General features: G+C 56.3%; 11 protein-coding genes. 4 read left to right on the top strand and 7 right to left on the bottom strand.

Translation table 11 applies throughout. The features are described 5' to 3' along the window. Positions 1–42: 42 nt before the first annotated feature. From AC0V6L_RS02920 to AC0V6L_RS02905, 4 genes are read left to right on the top strand one after another with little or no spacing between them, the layout of a single operon-like run. Positions 43–1,539 (top strand): TolC family protein, encoded by a 1,497-nt coding sequence (locus AC0V6L_RS02920; protein WP_486152941.1) that lies wholly within the window; start codon positions 43–45, stop codon positions 1,537–1,539. Then, positions 1,514–2,515 carry an efflux RND transporter periplasmic adaptor subunit gene (locus AC0V6L_RS02915; RefSeq protein ID WP_486152940.1) on the top strand — a complete coding sequence of 334 codons (1,002 nt, stop codon included), beginning with the start codon at positions 1,514–1,516 and terminating at the stop codon, positions 2,513–2,515. The genes AC0V6L_RS02920 and AC0V6L_RS02915 overlap by 26 nt, the downstream gene beginning before the upstream one ends. Beyond that, positions 2,496–3,881, top strand: coding sequence for an efflux RND transporter periplasmic adaptor subunit (locus AC0V6L_RS02910; protein ID WP_486152939.1), 1,386 nt, complete (start codon positions 2,496–2,498; stop codon positions 3,879–3,881). Before AC0V6L_RS02915 ends, AC0V6L_RS02910 begins: the two co-directional genes overlap by 20 nt. Positions 3,882–3,891: 10 nt before the next feature. Beyond that, positions 3,892–6,054 (top strand): site-2 protease family protein, encoded by a 2,163-nt coding sequence (locus AC0V6L_RS02905; RefSeq protein WP_486152938.1) that lies wholly within the window; start codon positions 3,892–3,894, stop codon positions 6,052–6,054. A gap of 64 nt (positions 6,055–6,118) precedes the next feature. Here AC0V6L_RS02905 and AC0V6L_RS02900 read toward each other — a convergent pair whose 3' ends face one another. The 7 genes from AC0V6L_RS02900 to AC0V6L_RS02870 all read right to left on the bottom strand — a co-directional run bounded on the left by AC0V6L_RS02900 (position 6,119) and on the right by AC0V6L_RS02870 (position 14,684). Further along, entirely contained in the window at positions 6,119–8,035 is a 1,917-nt protein-coding gene (locus AC0V6L_RS02900) for a putative bifunctional diguanylate cyclase/phosphodiesterase (RefSeq protein WP_486152937.1), read from the bottom strand. A gap of 124 nt (positions 8,036–8,159) precedes the next feature. Continuing rightward, a complete protein-coding gene (locus tag AC0V6L_RS02895; RefSeq protein WP_486152936.1) occupies positions 8,160–10,025 on the bottom strand; it encodes a methyl-accepting chemotaxis protein in 1,866 nt (621 codons plus the stop codon). A gap of 176 nt (positions 10,026–10,201) precedes the next feature. Continuing rightward, a complete protein-coding gene (locus AC0V6L_RS02890) occupies positions 10,202–11,743 on the bottom strand; it encodes a putative bifunctional diguanylate cyclase/phosphodiesterase (protein WP_486152935.1) in 1,542 nt (513 codons plus the stop codon). Positions 11,744–11,874: 131 nt separating this feature from the next. After that, complete coding sequence (locus AC0V6L_RS02885; RefSeq protein WP_486152934.1) at positions 11,875–12,690, bottom strand: CheR family methyltransferase; 816 nt, start codon at positions 12,688–12,690, stop codon at positions 11,875–11,877. Between the two features lie 19 nt (positions 12,691–12,709). After that, positions 12,710–13,831: a chemotaxis-specific protein-glutamate methyltransferase CheB gene (cheB, locus tag AC0V6L_RS02880; protein WP_486152933.1), complete on the bottom strand. Its 1,122-nt coding sequence runs from the start codon at positions 13,829–13,831 to the stop codon at positions 12,710–12,712. Beyond that, positions 13,828–14,193 carry a response regulator gene (locus AC0V6L_RS02875; RefSeq protein WP_486147986.1) on the bottom strand — a complete coding sequence of 122 codons (366 nt, stop codon included), beginning with the start codon at positions 14,191–14,193 and terminating at the stop codon, positions 13,828–13,830. The genes cheB and AC0V6L_RS02875 overlap by 4 nt, the downstream gene beginning before the upstream one ends. Before the next feature lie 53 nt (positions 14,194–14,246). Then, positions 14,247–14,684 (bottom strand): chemotaxis protein CheW, encoded by a 438-nt coding sequence (locus AC0V6L_RS02870; protein ID WP_486152932.1) that lies wholly within the window; start codon positions 14,682–14,684, stop codon positions 14,247–14,249. Between the last annotated feature and the right edge of the window lie 14 nt (positions 14,685–14,698).

Here is a 14,698-nt window from a genome sequence, read left to right as displayed (position 1 = left end):
AATTCAACGACGAAACTCAGATAAAGGCACGGTGGTAAGGTTATGAAAAAAGGTATCGCACTTACGAGCGTCTCGGCACTTTTTCTGAGTGCCTGCGCAACTGTACCTGAGCCGTTTACGGGGGCAGAACTGAGCGAGACAGCCCAGCGCAATTACGCGCAGGTCGATGTGGATCAAGAGCCGATTGCAGGCGAGGTTGATCTGTATGAAGCGATGGCGAGGGCGCTGAAATACAACCTTGATTACAAGGTTGAGCTGATGGAAATCGCGCTGCGCGACCGCGAGCTCGACTTGCAGCGCTATGATATGCTGCCGCAATTGGTGGCCAGCGCAGGATATGGCGGGCGCAACAATTTTGCAGGCGCAAGCTCTTTGTCGCTGCTTACCCGGCGGCAATCCTTGGAGCCATCGACTTCGCAGGAACGCGACCTGTTCACAGCCGATCTCGCGCTTAGCTGGGATGTGCTCGATTTCGGGCTGTCCTATGTGCGGGCAAAACAGGGCGCGGATGAAGTCCTGATTGCGCAGGAACGCCGCCGCAAAGTTGCCAACCGGATCATCGAAGATGTCCGGTCATCCTATTGGCGCGCGGTCAGCGCAGAACGCTTGCTGACCAAATTGCAAGAGCTGGAAGGCTCGGTCACCACCACGCTCGAAAATTCAGAGCGGCTGGCGGAGCGCCGTTTGTCCGCGCCGCTTACCGCGCTCACTTATCAGCGCGAATTGCTCGAAATTCAGGCGCAAATCCGCAAGCTTCAGCGCGAGCTTGTGGTGGCCAAGGCGCAGCTTGCAGCTTTGATGAATCTGCGGCCCGGCACGCAATTCACGCTTTCCCTGCCAGACCGTTCCACCAATCTTCCCGATGTGAAATATGACGGTGAAGACATGATGATGACAGCCTTGCTTAACCGGCCCGAACTGCGCGAGGTGAGCTACCGCCAGCGGATCAATTCGCGCGAAATGGATGCAGCGCTTTTGTCGGCATTGCCCAGTTTCCGCGGGATTTTGGGCGTCAACGTCGATTCCAATGATTTCCTGTTCAACAATAACTGGATCAATTACGGCGCCCGCGCGAGCTGGAATGTGCTCAACCTGTTCCGCCTGCCTGCGCATAAGAAAGCGGTGAAAGCGCAGGATGCCTTGCTCGAACAGCGCGAGATGGCCTTGACCATGGCGGTCATCACACAGGTCCATGTCGCGCGCGCGCGGTTTGGCCATCTCAACAATGAACTCGATACCGCATCTCGCCAGATGAGCGTTCAGGACAAAATTCTTGACCAAATCCGGTCTGGCCACAAGGCAGGCGCGATGAGCCGCCAGACTTTGCTGCGCGAAGAAATGAACACGCTCGTATCCGAAGTGAAATACGACATCGCTTATGCCGAGGCGCAAAACGCCTATGCAAACCTGTTCGCATCCATGGGCATTGATGAATTTAGCCCCGATGTGACAGGCCAAGAAGATGTGGCCACTTTGCGCGCTTCTCTTGCGCAATTGTGGCAGGACCGCGAAAATGCAGTCCGGCTATCTGGGCAGTGACATTATGAGCGATGATACGCAGCTGGATGAAACGGTCCCGGCTGCTGACACTTCAAAGACCAAGTACCTCGTCGGCGGGGGTGTCCTCGCCGCTGTGGTGCTGGGCGCTTATGCTTTTGCCAATAGCGGCGAGACCGAATGGTCACAGGCCGAAGAAGCGCCTGCAGAGGAGGCAATTGCCGCCTCCGAGGAGCCTGCGGCTGTAGAACCTGAGCCCGAACCGGAATTGACAGCGCGCGGCGTGATCAAGGCGAAAGAGGAATCCGTAATCGCCTCGCGCATGACGGCCAAGATTACTTCCATGCCATTTGGCCAAGGGCAAAGCTTTCGCAAAGGCGCATTGCTTGCCCGGTTTGATTGTTCGTCAATCCAGGCGCAATTGAACGCGGCGCGCGCTTCTGCGCAGGCCTATAAGGTCACTTATGACAACAATGTCGAACTCGACGCATACGAAGCTGTCGGCAAGAACGAAGTTGCCGTATCGCGCGCCAATCTGAGCAAAGCTCAGGCTGAGGCGAGCGCCATTTCCGCCCAGCTAAAAGACTGCGCCGTCTATGCGCCTTTTTCCGGCAGCGTTGTCGAAGAGATCGCAGGCAAGGGTGAGATCGCGGCGAGCGGCCAGCCGCTGATGAAAATTCAAAGCGGCGGCAGTCTGGAAGCGGAATTGATTGTTCCGAGCAATTGGCTGACATGGCTGCGGCCCGGCGCTGATTTTGGCTTTGCAATTGACGAGACGGGCAACGAGATAACCGGCTCTGTCACGCAATTGGGGGCCGCCGTTGATCCGGTGAGCAAAACCATCCGCATCACCGCCGATATCAATCGCGGTGACGGGCTGGTTCTGCCCGGAATGAGCGGCACGGCCACATTCGAAGACCCGGACAAGCCTGAGGAAGCGGAACCGGCAGCAGATGAGGCTGGCGAAAAGGCTGCCGAGACCAAAGCCGAGGAAAGCAATGGCAGCGAGCCAGGCTGACCCTTCCAGCGCCAAGCCGGTTTTGGCAGAAGCGCCCGCCCCGCGCATCCCCGATGCGCAGGGTCTGGCCGCGCTGTTGCAATTTGAAGCGGATATGCGCCGCCAATCCACAGTGAATGAACTGCAATACTGCATCGCGAATGATGCGCGCGCGATAGTGCCTTATGGGCAGATGTTTATCTTCCAGCAGAAAATCATGGGCGAGGGGTTCAAAGCCACTTGCGCATCCTCGCTTGCGGCGATTGATCGCAATGCGCCTTTGATACAGGCGCTGGAACGGCTGCTTGGCGCGATGCAGGATGATCGCGGCCTTGGCAAAGTGCGCGTATTCGATATCGCCCAGTTTGGCGATGATGAGGCGCTGGCCGATTATCCCTATGCCAATATGCATTGGCAGCCATTGCTCAGCGATGATGGCGCAGCTTTCGCTGGATTGCTGGCCGCGCGCGAGGAGCCTTTAAGGGAAGGGGAGGCCAAACGCCTCGCTCGCATAGCAGAGACTGGATCGCATGCCTGGCGCGCGTTAAGCGGAAACAAGCCTGTGCGCCGGTTTTCCGCACTGGATAGCAACAAGAAGAAATGGATTGCCGCCGCAGCGGTAATCGCGCTGTTATTCCCGGTGCGGCTCACCGCGCTTGCACCGGCTGAAATCGTGGCGGAGCGCCCCTTTGTCGTGGCGGCCCCGTTTGCAGGCCAGATTGCATCGGTGGAAGTCACGCCCAATGCGCCTGTTACAAAAGGACAGGTGCTGCTGCGGTTCGATGATGTGCGGCTGGCCAATGAATTGGAGCTTGCAGAAGAACGCCTGCTGGTGGCGCGCTCTCGGCTTGAACGTTCCACCAGCTCTGCTTTTGGAGAGCGCGATGAGACATCGGATATCGCCATCATGCGCGCAGAACTCGAAGTGGCTGAGGCGGAATATGACTACGCCAAGGATCTCGTCGGCCAATCGGCCATCACCGCGCCGCGCGATGGGATGGCTTTGATCAGTGATCGCCGCGATTGGGAAGGGCGCGCGGTGAACACTGGCGATCCGATTATGCAAGTGGTTGATCCAACGGCAACGATGATCCGCATTGATCTGCCCTCAGCTGAGCAGATGGACGTGGAAAAAGGGGCCAAAGTCAAAATGTGGCTGGATGCGCAGCCGCTTTGGGCGATTGATGCGACGCTTGAGACGGCAAGCTATCAGGCACGCCAGACGCCAGAGGGGACATTGGCATTTGCTTTGACGGCCCGGCTGGATGGGGACAATCCGCGCATCGGATCACGCGGCACGGCGCAGATTTATGGCCAGTGGGTGCCGTTTATCTATTCGCTCTTGCGCAGGCCGATTGCCGCCATCCGCCAATTTATCGGCATTTAGGGCGCGCGCGGTGGCAGATGCTGCAATTCCGATCGAGCTGCCCGGCATTCCTGCGCCGCCGCCGCCGCTGCCAGCTTTGCGGCAGGAATTGCGGATAGAGGCAGGGGCACCGCTCGTAACAGGCGCGCCCAGTTGGACGTTGTTTGATCCGGTTCGCCATGCATTCTTTCAACTTGGCAAAGTGGAATTTGCGATACTTTCGCGCTGGGCATCGGGCAAGATGGACGGGATTGCGGGCCAATTGCGCGCACTGGGCCTGGACGGGGAAGAGGCCGATGATGCGTTTAATGAGGTGGTGGAATTTGCCGCGACCAACGGGCTGACAATCGCGCCTGTGGGGCAAGACGCTGTCACCACTTACACCGCCCAGCGCAATGCGGGCAAGAAAGCGGCGTGGAAATGGCTGCTCGACAATTATCTTTTCATCCGATTGCCGCTGGTTAAACCCGCGCGGTTTTTGGAGCGGACGATTGACCGGGTCAGGCCGCTCTGGTCGCCTTACAGCCTCATATTCTTTGCCTGCCTTGCGCTTGTCAGCCTGTTTCTGGTGTCGCGCCAATGGGACGTGTTCATCGCATCATTCCTGTATTTCTTCAGCTGGCAGGGGCTGATCGCTTATGGCTTTGGGCTGATCGCGGTCAAAATCCTGCACGAGCTTGGCCATGCATACACCGCCACTCGCTATGGCTGCCGGGTGCCGACCATGGGGGTCAGCTTTCTGGTGATGATGCCGGTGCTTTACACCGATACAACTGCGGCCTGGCGGCTGAAATCGCGCAAGGAAAAGCTCGCGATTGATTGTGCCGGAGTTGCGGCTGAACTGATGGTGGCCAGCATCGCGACGATGGCGTGGGTGCTTTTGCCCGATGGCTTGCTGCGCAGCGTCGCCTTTATCCTTGCGACCACAAGCTGGGTGATGAGCCTTGCTGTCAATCTCAATCCGTTCATGCGGTTTGATGGGTACTATGTCCTGTCTGATCTGCTCAATGTGCCCAATCTGCAACCGCGCGCCTTTGCACTGGCGCGCTGGAAACTGCGCGAGGTGTTTTTCAACATCGGTAATCCGGTGCCCGAAAGCGTGCCGCGCCGATTGCATGTCGGCATGATTGTGTATGCCTATGCTACTTGGATTTACCGTCTGTTCCTGTTCACCGGGATCGCCATCCTTGTGTACAGCGTCTTTTTTGAACCGCTTGGCCTGATCCTCGCCGTGGTAGAAATGGCTGTGTTTGTGGGCCGTCCCATCTTTTCAGAGCTTAAAGTGTGGCACGAAATGCGCAGCCGCATCTTTGCAACGCGGCGCGGTAAAGCCTGGCTGCTGCTCGCATTGGGAGGGGTTATCCTGGCGGTTTTGCCGCTTGATCGTCATGTGTCGGGCCATGCGGTGCTGGCCCCTGTGGGCGCATCCCCAGTTGTCGCAGGCGAAGCGGCGCGGGTCGAACGCATTCTGGTCAAGAATGGAGACCGCGTTGAAGCGGGCGCGCCGCTCGTTGAGCTGATCGCGCCGCAGCTTTCAGCCGAAACAGCCGCGACCAAAGTGCGCGTTGCCCAGCTTGAGCTGCAATTTGGCCGCGCGGTGGCGGATGATCGTGATTTGTCCAATCGCGCGGTCATCGAACGGGAACTGGCGCGCGAAAAGAGCAAGCTTGCAGGGCTTGAGAGACGATCAGAAAAGCTGGTTCTGCGCGCGCCCATTGCTGGCACCGTATCGGACCTTGGGCCAGAGGTGCATACCGGGCGCTGGCTGGATGGGGCCGAGATTATCGCATATGTTTTGAGCCCTGCTGATTACGATCTTCAGGCTTTCATCAGCGAAGATGACATCTGGCGGATTGAAAATGAGGCGATGGGAACTTTTGTCGCCTCGCACGGCACCGATGCCGCGCGCAAAGCGAAACTGATCGAGGTTTCAACCAGCGCGATTGAGCGGCTGGATCAGCCCATTCTTGCATCCGAAAATGGCGGCCCAATTGCCGTCAACAAGGATGGTGATGAGTATAAACCGCGCGAGGCGCTCTACCGCGTTCGCCTTGTCGCAGAACGAGGCCAGCAGGGCGATGAAAGCCATCAGATCCAACCGATCACAGGCGTGGTTCAGATCGAAACCGATGGGCGCAGTTTTGCAGGTTGGGCGTTAAGCGAAGCGGCCCGCATGGTGCGGCGGATACTCTAAAGGAGGGCGAGGATCGCCGCTGGGCAAACGCGCTGTGGAATCCCGCGCGCATCTCCTGCCCCATTTACGCCGTGCGAGCGGCTGGCGCGGGCGCCATGCTGGGATCATCCGGCGCGATTTCTTCGTTCATCTGAATTGCGAGGGCATTTCCCGACACCGGGCGGCCAACCATGTATCCTTGCACCATTTCCATGCCGGTGCGTTTGGCAATGGTCATGCCAAGCTCATCCTCCACGCCTTCGAGCAGGCACTGGACTTCCAACGTTTGCGCAAGGCCCACCATCGAACGCAGGATCTTTTCAGTCATCGGATCGTGCAGATTTTCTACGAAGGAACGGTCGATCTTCAACTTTGAGATCGGCAAAGCGCGCAGATTGCTGAAATTCGAATAGCCCGTGCCAAAATCGTCGATTGCGATGGCGTGTCCGCGCGCTGCAAGCCGCCGCACATTCTTGCTCGCCTTGTCCAGATCGACGAGCATCGCGGTTTCGGTGACTTCAAACTCAATCAGCGAAGCATCCGTTTCGTTCTGGTTGAGCAGATCGAGAATGGCCTGCGTGGTGTCATCTGAATTGAGATCGGCCGCCGACAGGTTGACCGAAACAGGCACGCGGTTGTCCCAGTGGCTCAATTGCGCGATGGCCTTGCTGACCACGGTAAGCGAGATATTCGCCATCAATCCGCATTCTTCGGCCACTTTGATAAAAGTGTTCGGTTCAACCAAGCCAAGAACTGGGCTGTTCCACCGGGCGAGAGCTTCTGCGCGTTCGATAGTGTTTGTGCGCAGGTCATATTGCGGCTGGAACACAAGTTCGAGCTCGTCGGCAAAATTCGCGCTGCGCAAGGCCTGCTCAATTTTGTAATGTTCCGCGAAGGATTTTGCATGCTCATCATTGAACGAGATCGAACGGTTCTTCCCGCTCCGTTTGGCATGAAGCAAGGCAAAGTCTGCATTCTTCATCACATCGCCAGCATCACGTTCCCCGTTCAACTGACAGCACCCGATTGATCCGGAAATCTGGATAAGACGTCCATCAATCGGATAAGTCTGTCCGATCCTGGAAAGCAGCTTTCCGGTCAGCTCCTGAATGTCTTCTTCGGACATGGGGCGATTGAAGATAAGCGCAAACTCATCGCCGCCGATCCGGCTTACAAGAGCATCCTCACCGCAAAATGCGCGCAGCCGAAAGCTCACCGCTTTCAGCAATTCGTCCCCCATCATGTGGCCGTAATTGTCATTCACCTGCTTAAAACCATCAAGATCAAGCAGCACGACCCAGCCATGCGTATCGCCTTCAACGCAGGTTTCAAAAGAATCGAAGAAAGCGCGCCGATTGGCGAGGCCTGTCAGAGTGTCTGAGAAGGATTCCTTTTTCAGCACAAGCTTTGCCGACACTTCGTGATCGAGCTTCTTTTCCGCCTTCGCATGCGCCTCGCGCGCTGCAATTTCTGCCTTGGCCGCCGTGCCGATTGCCTTGCGCAGGTGATGAGAGATACCCGTCGCACTCAACGCTGCGGCAAGTCCGACCAGCGCATAGGTTACCAATTGTTCTGACCCATTCGCGACAATATGCCAACCAAGCCCGCCCAGCGCCGCCGAGCAGGTCACAAAGGCCTGCCTGAGCGTCAGGCTCGACAACGCAAATAACGTGGTTGCGATGATGAAATAGGCCAGCTTGGCTTCGACAAATTCAAGATATATGGCGACAATGATATTGGCCAGCACCAGCGCATTCACGAGCATGGTCTGACACGTGATCGCGCGGGTGTTTGCCTGGCTGGGCAAGCGATAAATCGACAGGCAGATAAGGCCGCAAGTTACCGATGAAATCCCGGCGTAGACCAACAGCTCAGCGCCAGATACCAACATGAAGTTGGTCACGGTGATAACAGCATAATACACCGCCAATGTCGCGAAGTATCCGCGGATCATGGGCAGATATGTTGCTGCAATGGCGTTATCCAGCTGCTTGCCGGTCACGTAAGCGTCCCCTAGTTCCGATCTCCGGCTTGCAGCGTTGATCGCGTTTGAGTGACTTTACTTAGGGGAAGGGTATTAAAAATTCATAAGTCGCTGAATGGTCAGCAATTTGGGTTCGCAGGAATTAAACTTCTCGGACTTTTTTGAGGAAGTTTTCCACCTGTTCGCTCAGATGATTGGCCTGTCCATCAAGTTCAGTCGCGCTGGTGAGCACCTGGCTCGCCGCAGCCCCGGTGGATAGCGACAAGGCGCGCACATCTTCGATATGGCCGGAAACGGCTTCGGTCCGGCGTGCGGCAAGGTCGATGCTTTGCGCCAGATCCTGGCCCGCCACCGATTGCTGATCCACCGCGCTTGCGATTGAAATAGCAGTGCTTTCCAGCTCTTTGACCTGGCCCGCAATCGACCGAAGTGCGTTGACGCTGGCGCCCGTTGTGTCCTGCATGGAGCGGATTTGCTCGCTAACCTGATCGGTGGCGCGGCTTGTCTGCATGGCAAGCTCTTTGACTTCGCTTGCAACAACCGCAAATCCGCGGCCCGCTTCGCCGCCGCGCGCGGCTTCGATCGAGGCGTTGAGCGCCAGAAGGTTGGTGCGCTGGGCAATGGTTTGGATCAATTCAACAATCTGGCCAACTTCGTCTGCCGACGCGGAAAGGGCTGAGATGGTTGTATCGGCCTGCTCTGTCGCATCGGCGGCCTGGCGGGCAAGCTCGCTTGACGAGGCGGCCTGACGGCTGATTTCTCCAATGGACAAGGCAAACTCATCGCTTGCAGCAGCAGCCGATGTGGCACCTGCATTGGCCTCGTCCATGTTCTCCGACAGGGAAACCGTGCTCGCACCAGCTTCATCAGCGGTGCTGGCCATCCGGGTTGCGGTTGTTTGGAGCTCACCCGATGCCTTAGCAACGCTTTCAACGACTTCGCCGACTGTTTGTTCGAACTGCTCAGCAACCTGAGAGATAAGGGATGCCTTGCGAGCATCCAGTTCTTCGCGTTCGCGCGCCAGCTCTTTTTGCGCATTGATTTCCTGTTCGGCGCGTTCTGCGCGTTCGCGTGTCCACATCTCGAGTTTTTGGTTTGCGCGTTTGAACAGGGAAATCGCACGCACCATTTCACCAATCTCGTCTTTTCTGTTGCGCCCTTTGATGACGAAATTGCCATCCCCGCGCGCCAGTCGAGTCATTCCGGCGGTCACTTCACCGATCTTGCGGGACACGTCGCGTGAAAGATAACTTAATCCGACCAGCAATATGAATGTCGCAATCAGAGCGAGCACTGCAGAAATCGCCACCATGGTAAAAAAGTATTCGATGCCAGAGCTCTGGACCTCTTCGAATTTGATTTTCAAGTCCTGTGCAATAACGTCAGATTCTTCAAACAATCGGTCACCGGCATCGGAAATCTCATACGCCAAAGCAACCGTGCGCTCATTGCGGCCCTCTGCTTCTATTGCAGTCCTCGCGCCCTCGAATGCTGCGTCATAGGCTTCGAGATCAGCCGCCGCGCTTGCTATTTGGCTTTGCATTTCCGGCACTGTTTCGGAGATGATCGCAGCAAGGTCGGCAAGCTTCTCTTGTGCTGCTTCATAGTTTTCCTGACGAATTTCAAGAACTTCGGGTTCGCCTTCAAACACAAATCGGGCCGTGTTGTAACGCATTTCCCCTGTCGCACCGCGCAATTCAGTGGCTGTCAGGACTGCTGTTTGGACCTGAGCAGAGGTGTTGTAGCGAAACCAAAGCTCTGTCAGTCCAAGACCAAGAACCAGAGCAATCGCGAAACCCACGGCGAAAAAAGTGCCGAAGATCGCACGAATTTTTGCGGCAATGCGCAAGTTGCGAAACACATTGAAGCGTTCGAGGAAAAAGCCGGATTCTTCGTCTTCAGGGCTCTGCTCGTCAACCACGTCTGCTTCGAACTGGTCATGAATGGAATGCAGGAATTCTGGTCCTGCTTCTGTCTCGCTATTAACCTGAAGGCTTGCCATATTCATGCGAGTATTCCCGAGTTCTACCTAGGTCATCGTTAATGAACGAAAATGGTTGATAAATGCTTGCCGCGCAGCTTTCGCTCCGCTCAAACCGAACGATCCCGGATAATTCCAAGGCGCAGGTTAACGCGCAAATGCACGCTTGGGCTTGATTGGAAATTGCGCCGCGTAGAGCCCGTTCAACCTGCTGCCGCTTTTCCAGGTAGCATTGTGACGACGGCACCGCTGGCTTCATTCTGGGCCTCGATTAACACGTCAATCTCCCGGGCGGGCATTGCCTTGAAATACAGCCAGCCCTGCATTTGATCGCATCCAGCCAGACGAACCATATCTGCTTGTTCAGCGGTTTCCACGCCTTCGGCAGTGACCGCCATTTTGAGCGCTCTTGCAACCGCAATGCTGGATAGCATCATGGCGCGGCTGCCATCATCTTCGCCCGCTTGGACGACAAGGCTGCGATCAAGTTTGAGTTTTTCAAACCGAAACTGGCGCAGGAAGCCGATTGAGGCGTATCCGGTCCCGAAATCATCAAGGCTGATTTTTACGCCAAATCCGCGAATGACATCGAGGCTGCGTTCCGCGACGACCGGGTCAAGCACGAGGCACGTTTCCGTGATCTCAAGCTCTAATTGCTTGGGTTCAAAGCCGGTTTCTTCGAGTATTTCGCCCAGCTTTACAGGAAATTCCGGATTGCGAAGCTGCGCGGCGGAAATATTGACCGATAAAGTTATGTCGCCCCAATTGAGTGCATCTGACATAGCCTTGCGCAAGACCCAAAGCCCGATGGGGTTGATGATACCCGATTCCTCGGCGACCGGGATAAAGACATTGGGACCGATCTGGCGGCCATCCTTGCGGTTCCAGCGCAGGAGCGCTTCGACAGCGACGATGTCTTTAGTATCGGCGTCCACCAGCGGCTGGTAAGCCAGCGCGAATTCCTCGTCGGCCAAACCTTCGCGCAGATCATCTTCGATCTCGCGAACAGCTTCGCGTCTTTGATCAAAGGTTTCGTTGAACCAGGTGCAACGCATTTTTCCGCCGCGTTTTGACATTTCCATCGCGATATCAGCGCGCCGCAACATTTCTGACGAAGCGACAAGGCGCTCACGCTCTGATCGCGCAAGCCCGATACTTGCTCCAACCGTGATCCGGCGATCGCGCACCTCGAAGGGAGTGTGCAGCCGCTCGAGGAAAGTCCGGCATAGTCCTTCAAGGATAGTGCCAGCAACCTTGCCGGAAAAGACCACTGCAAATTCGTCCCCGCCCAGCCGGTAACAGCGCGCATCAGAGCCCATGACGGTTTTGAGCAGGCCGGCGCATTGCTGAATCAGCGCATCGCCAACGGCGTGCCCATAATGGTCGTTGATTTGTTTGAAGCCATCCAGATCGACAATCGCAATCGCAACTTCCTCGTCTGCTTTCGAGCTTTGCTCAACAAACGCATGGAGTTCCCGGCGATTGGGCAGGGCGCTGAGCGCATCGGTTGTGCCCAGCGCTTCGAGTTCGCGCACGCCCGCAAAACCATTGCGAGCCAGCAGCACGATGGTGGAAGCGTAAAGCAGCGTGCCAGCAATCAGCAATGCAGATGTCGACATCACAACGATCTGATCGCTCGCAATCACAACAAGAGCGATGAGCGCGAAGACAAAAGTGAGCACGGCAAACGGCATCACCACCAATCCTGTTGGTGTGAGGCGCAAGGGTTTGCTTTTTGTGGCCACCACTTTTCCTTTATCGGTCCCAAAGGTGCGCAACACCGACCGCATAAGGCCAGTTAATCTGTATTAATTATTAAAGAGGAGTGGCTAAGAATGTGTGAATGCGGGCGGCGCACCAGCACGGCGCGGACACTTCAATGCGGCTTGTAAAGGCTGGCCTTTTGTTCAACCGGGTCAAATGCGCGGGTTTGACCGACCACGGTTTCGCCCGCGCCCAGCATCAAAAACCCGTCCAAGGCCAAAGCGGAATGCAACCGTTCGAACACACGCGAGCGCATGTCGCGATCAAAATAGAGCATGACATTGCGGCATAAGATAAGGTCAAATTTCTGCCAGCCGGGCGGTTCTGTCAGAATGTTATGGACGCGAAAATCGGTAAGCGAGCGCGCATTTTGACTTATCTGCCAACCCTCTGGTGTTTCCTCAAAATGACGAAGCATCTCTGTCACGCTCAGGCCGCGTTGAATTTCGAACTGGCTATAAAGGCCTTTGCGCGCGGTTGAGATTGCGCGGTGCGACACATCGGTGCCCAGAATATCAATCGCCCAGCCATCCCACAGTTCTGATCTGTCAGCGATTGCCATCGCGAGCGAATAGGCTTCCTGTCCGGTCGAGCACCCCGCGCACCAGATCGAAAGCCTTTTTGTGTCTTGCCGGTTTTGCGCCAGCGCCGGGAGGACACTCTGGGGCAATTGGTCAAATGTTGGCTTGTCTCGGAAGAAATAGGTTTCATTGTTCAAAAGCGCTTCGACCACTTGTTTGGACAAGGCGGCATTGTGCTTGTCATCGAGCAAACACACCAATTGATCGACATTGCTGATCCCATGTTCGCGAAACACGCCAGATAAGGCGGAGCTCACGCGCCAGCGGCGGCTTTCGGTCAGGTGCTGGCCGGTTTCGCTCGCCAGAAGATCGGCAATAATCTGGTGCGAGGCGTTGCTTCCGTCCATTATCCGCGCATGCATCCGATCAGCGATTGCCGCTGCGATTTGCCTGCGCGATCATGGCTTCGGCGAGTTTTTCCGGCTGCGCCACAAGGCTGGTTAGACCCGCTTTTGCGACCGCTCCCGGCATTCCCCAAACAGCGCTGCTGTCTGCGTCCTGAGCAAACACCATGCCGCCATTGTCAACCAGTTCGCTTGCCCCTTCGGCCCCGTCGCGGCCCATGCCAGACAGGATGATGCCAAGCACATTGCCGTCGCATGCCTTGGAAAGGCTGGAAAGCATGGGATCGACAGAGGGCATGCAGCCGCTGCGCACGGGATCGGAAGAGACACCGCACACAAGCTGGCCGTATTCGCGGCGGATATTCATGTGGCCATGGCCTGGCGCGACGACAATTTCACCCGATTTGATCGGTGTTCCAGCTTCGCCAATCACAGTGCGGCGATCGCAGGCGAGTTCAATTTGCCGAGCGAAAACGGGAATAAAACTTGCCGGCAAATGCTGTGTAATAACAATCGGCACAGTGAAGTCCGGGGTCAATGACTTCAGCATGATATTGAGCGCATGGATGCCGCCTGTCGACGCGCCAATGGCTACCACTTCTGGCCGAAACGTGGAGGATTGCAGCGGTTGCGATAATGGGCCTGCACCGTTTCGCGGGCTGCCGGACGAGCTGTCGAACCCATCATCCTTGCCGCCCAGGGCCGCAATTTTTGCCAGCAACTGCGAGCGGTATTCATCATTGAACCCGCCAGGCCGCGGCTTGAGCATGGTATCTGCTGCGCCCATGGAGAGGGCCTTGAGAGTGGCTTCTGCTCCATCTTCAGTAAGCGAGGAGACCACCAGAACTTGCACCGATGGAGCAGCGTCCAGGATCATTGGCAAAGCTTCGAGCCCGCCCATTCCGGGCATTTCCAGATCGAGCAGCACAACATCAATCCGGCCAATCTCATCGCCATTGCGCAATTGTGCAATCGCTCGTTCTGCGTTGCTTGCCGTGGCAGCCACGTGAAGGCCCTGCGCGCTTTCGCACATGCGTTTGAAGATCGTGCGAACCGTCAGGGAATCGTCGACGATCATCACTCTGATATGATCGTCAAACTGGTCGGAGCTCTCCTTGCGAAGAGAAGCAATCGGGGCGTTCATGAAAAGCCAACAAGCTGCAATTTGATCTGAAGCGTTTCGTGATCAAACGGCTTCATCACGTATTCGTCTGCGCCTGCAGAAATAGCTTCGCGGATGTGGGCAACATCGTTTTCAGTGGTGCAAAAGACAACTTTTGGTTTGTCACCGCCCGGACGTTGGCGCAGCTGGATGATGAATTCGATGCCGGTCATAACAGGCATATTCCAATCAAGCAGCACCACATCGGGCATCTGCTTGTCACAAGCGTCAAGCCCGAGCTGGCCGTTTTCGGCTTCGTCTACGTTGAAACCCAGGGTTTCGAGAATATGCCTCGAAACCTTTCGGATCACCCGCGAATCATCTACTATCAGGCACGTTTTCATGAAGACCTCTGTTATGTTTCGTGAAACAATACGAAACACCCGTAACCAATCAATTAAGCTGCAGCTCCGATGTCTTCTGTGGGCTCGATCAGTCTGGGCTCAATCAAATTGGGCAGATTGATTAGCAAAGCAGGGCCACCCATCGTTTCGATCATTCCAGATGCCGCCTGCGTCCATGCTTTGCCGAAACCGCCCGGCACTTGCTCGGCGCTGGTGACTTGAGTGGTGATATCCTCGATTCCATCGACACAAAGGGCATAAGAATACCCGTCTACTGCGACCACAATCGCGCGGTGATCGAGGGTCCACTGCGCCGGGTCGAAACCCAATGCCACGCGGCTGTCAATCACGGTGAGCGACTGGCTGCGCAAAGCTGTGATCCCGGCAATATATGGCGGGGTGCCTGGAACAGGTGTGACATCGCCCAATTCAATCACCGATTGCACATCATGCGCATTAAAAGCGCATCGGCGCCCGGCGATCTGAGCCATTACGAGCAAGTCTT

It is taken from the genome of Erythrobacter sp. JB1-15 (assembly GCF_057365035.1).
This window is presented reverse-complemented; position numbering and strand designations above follow the sequence as displayed.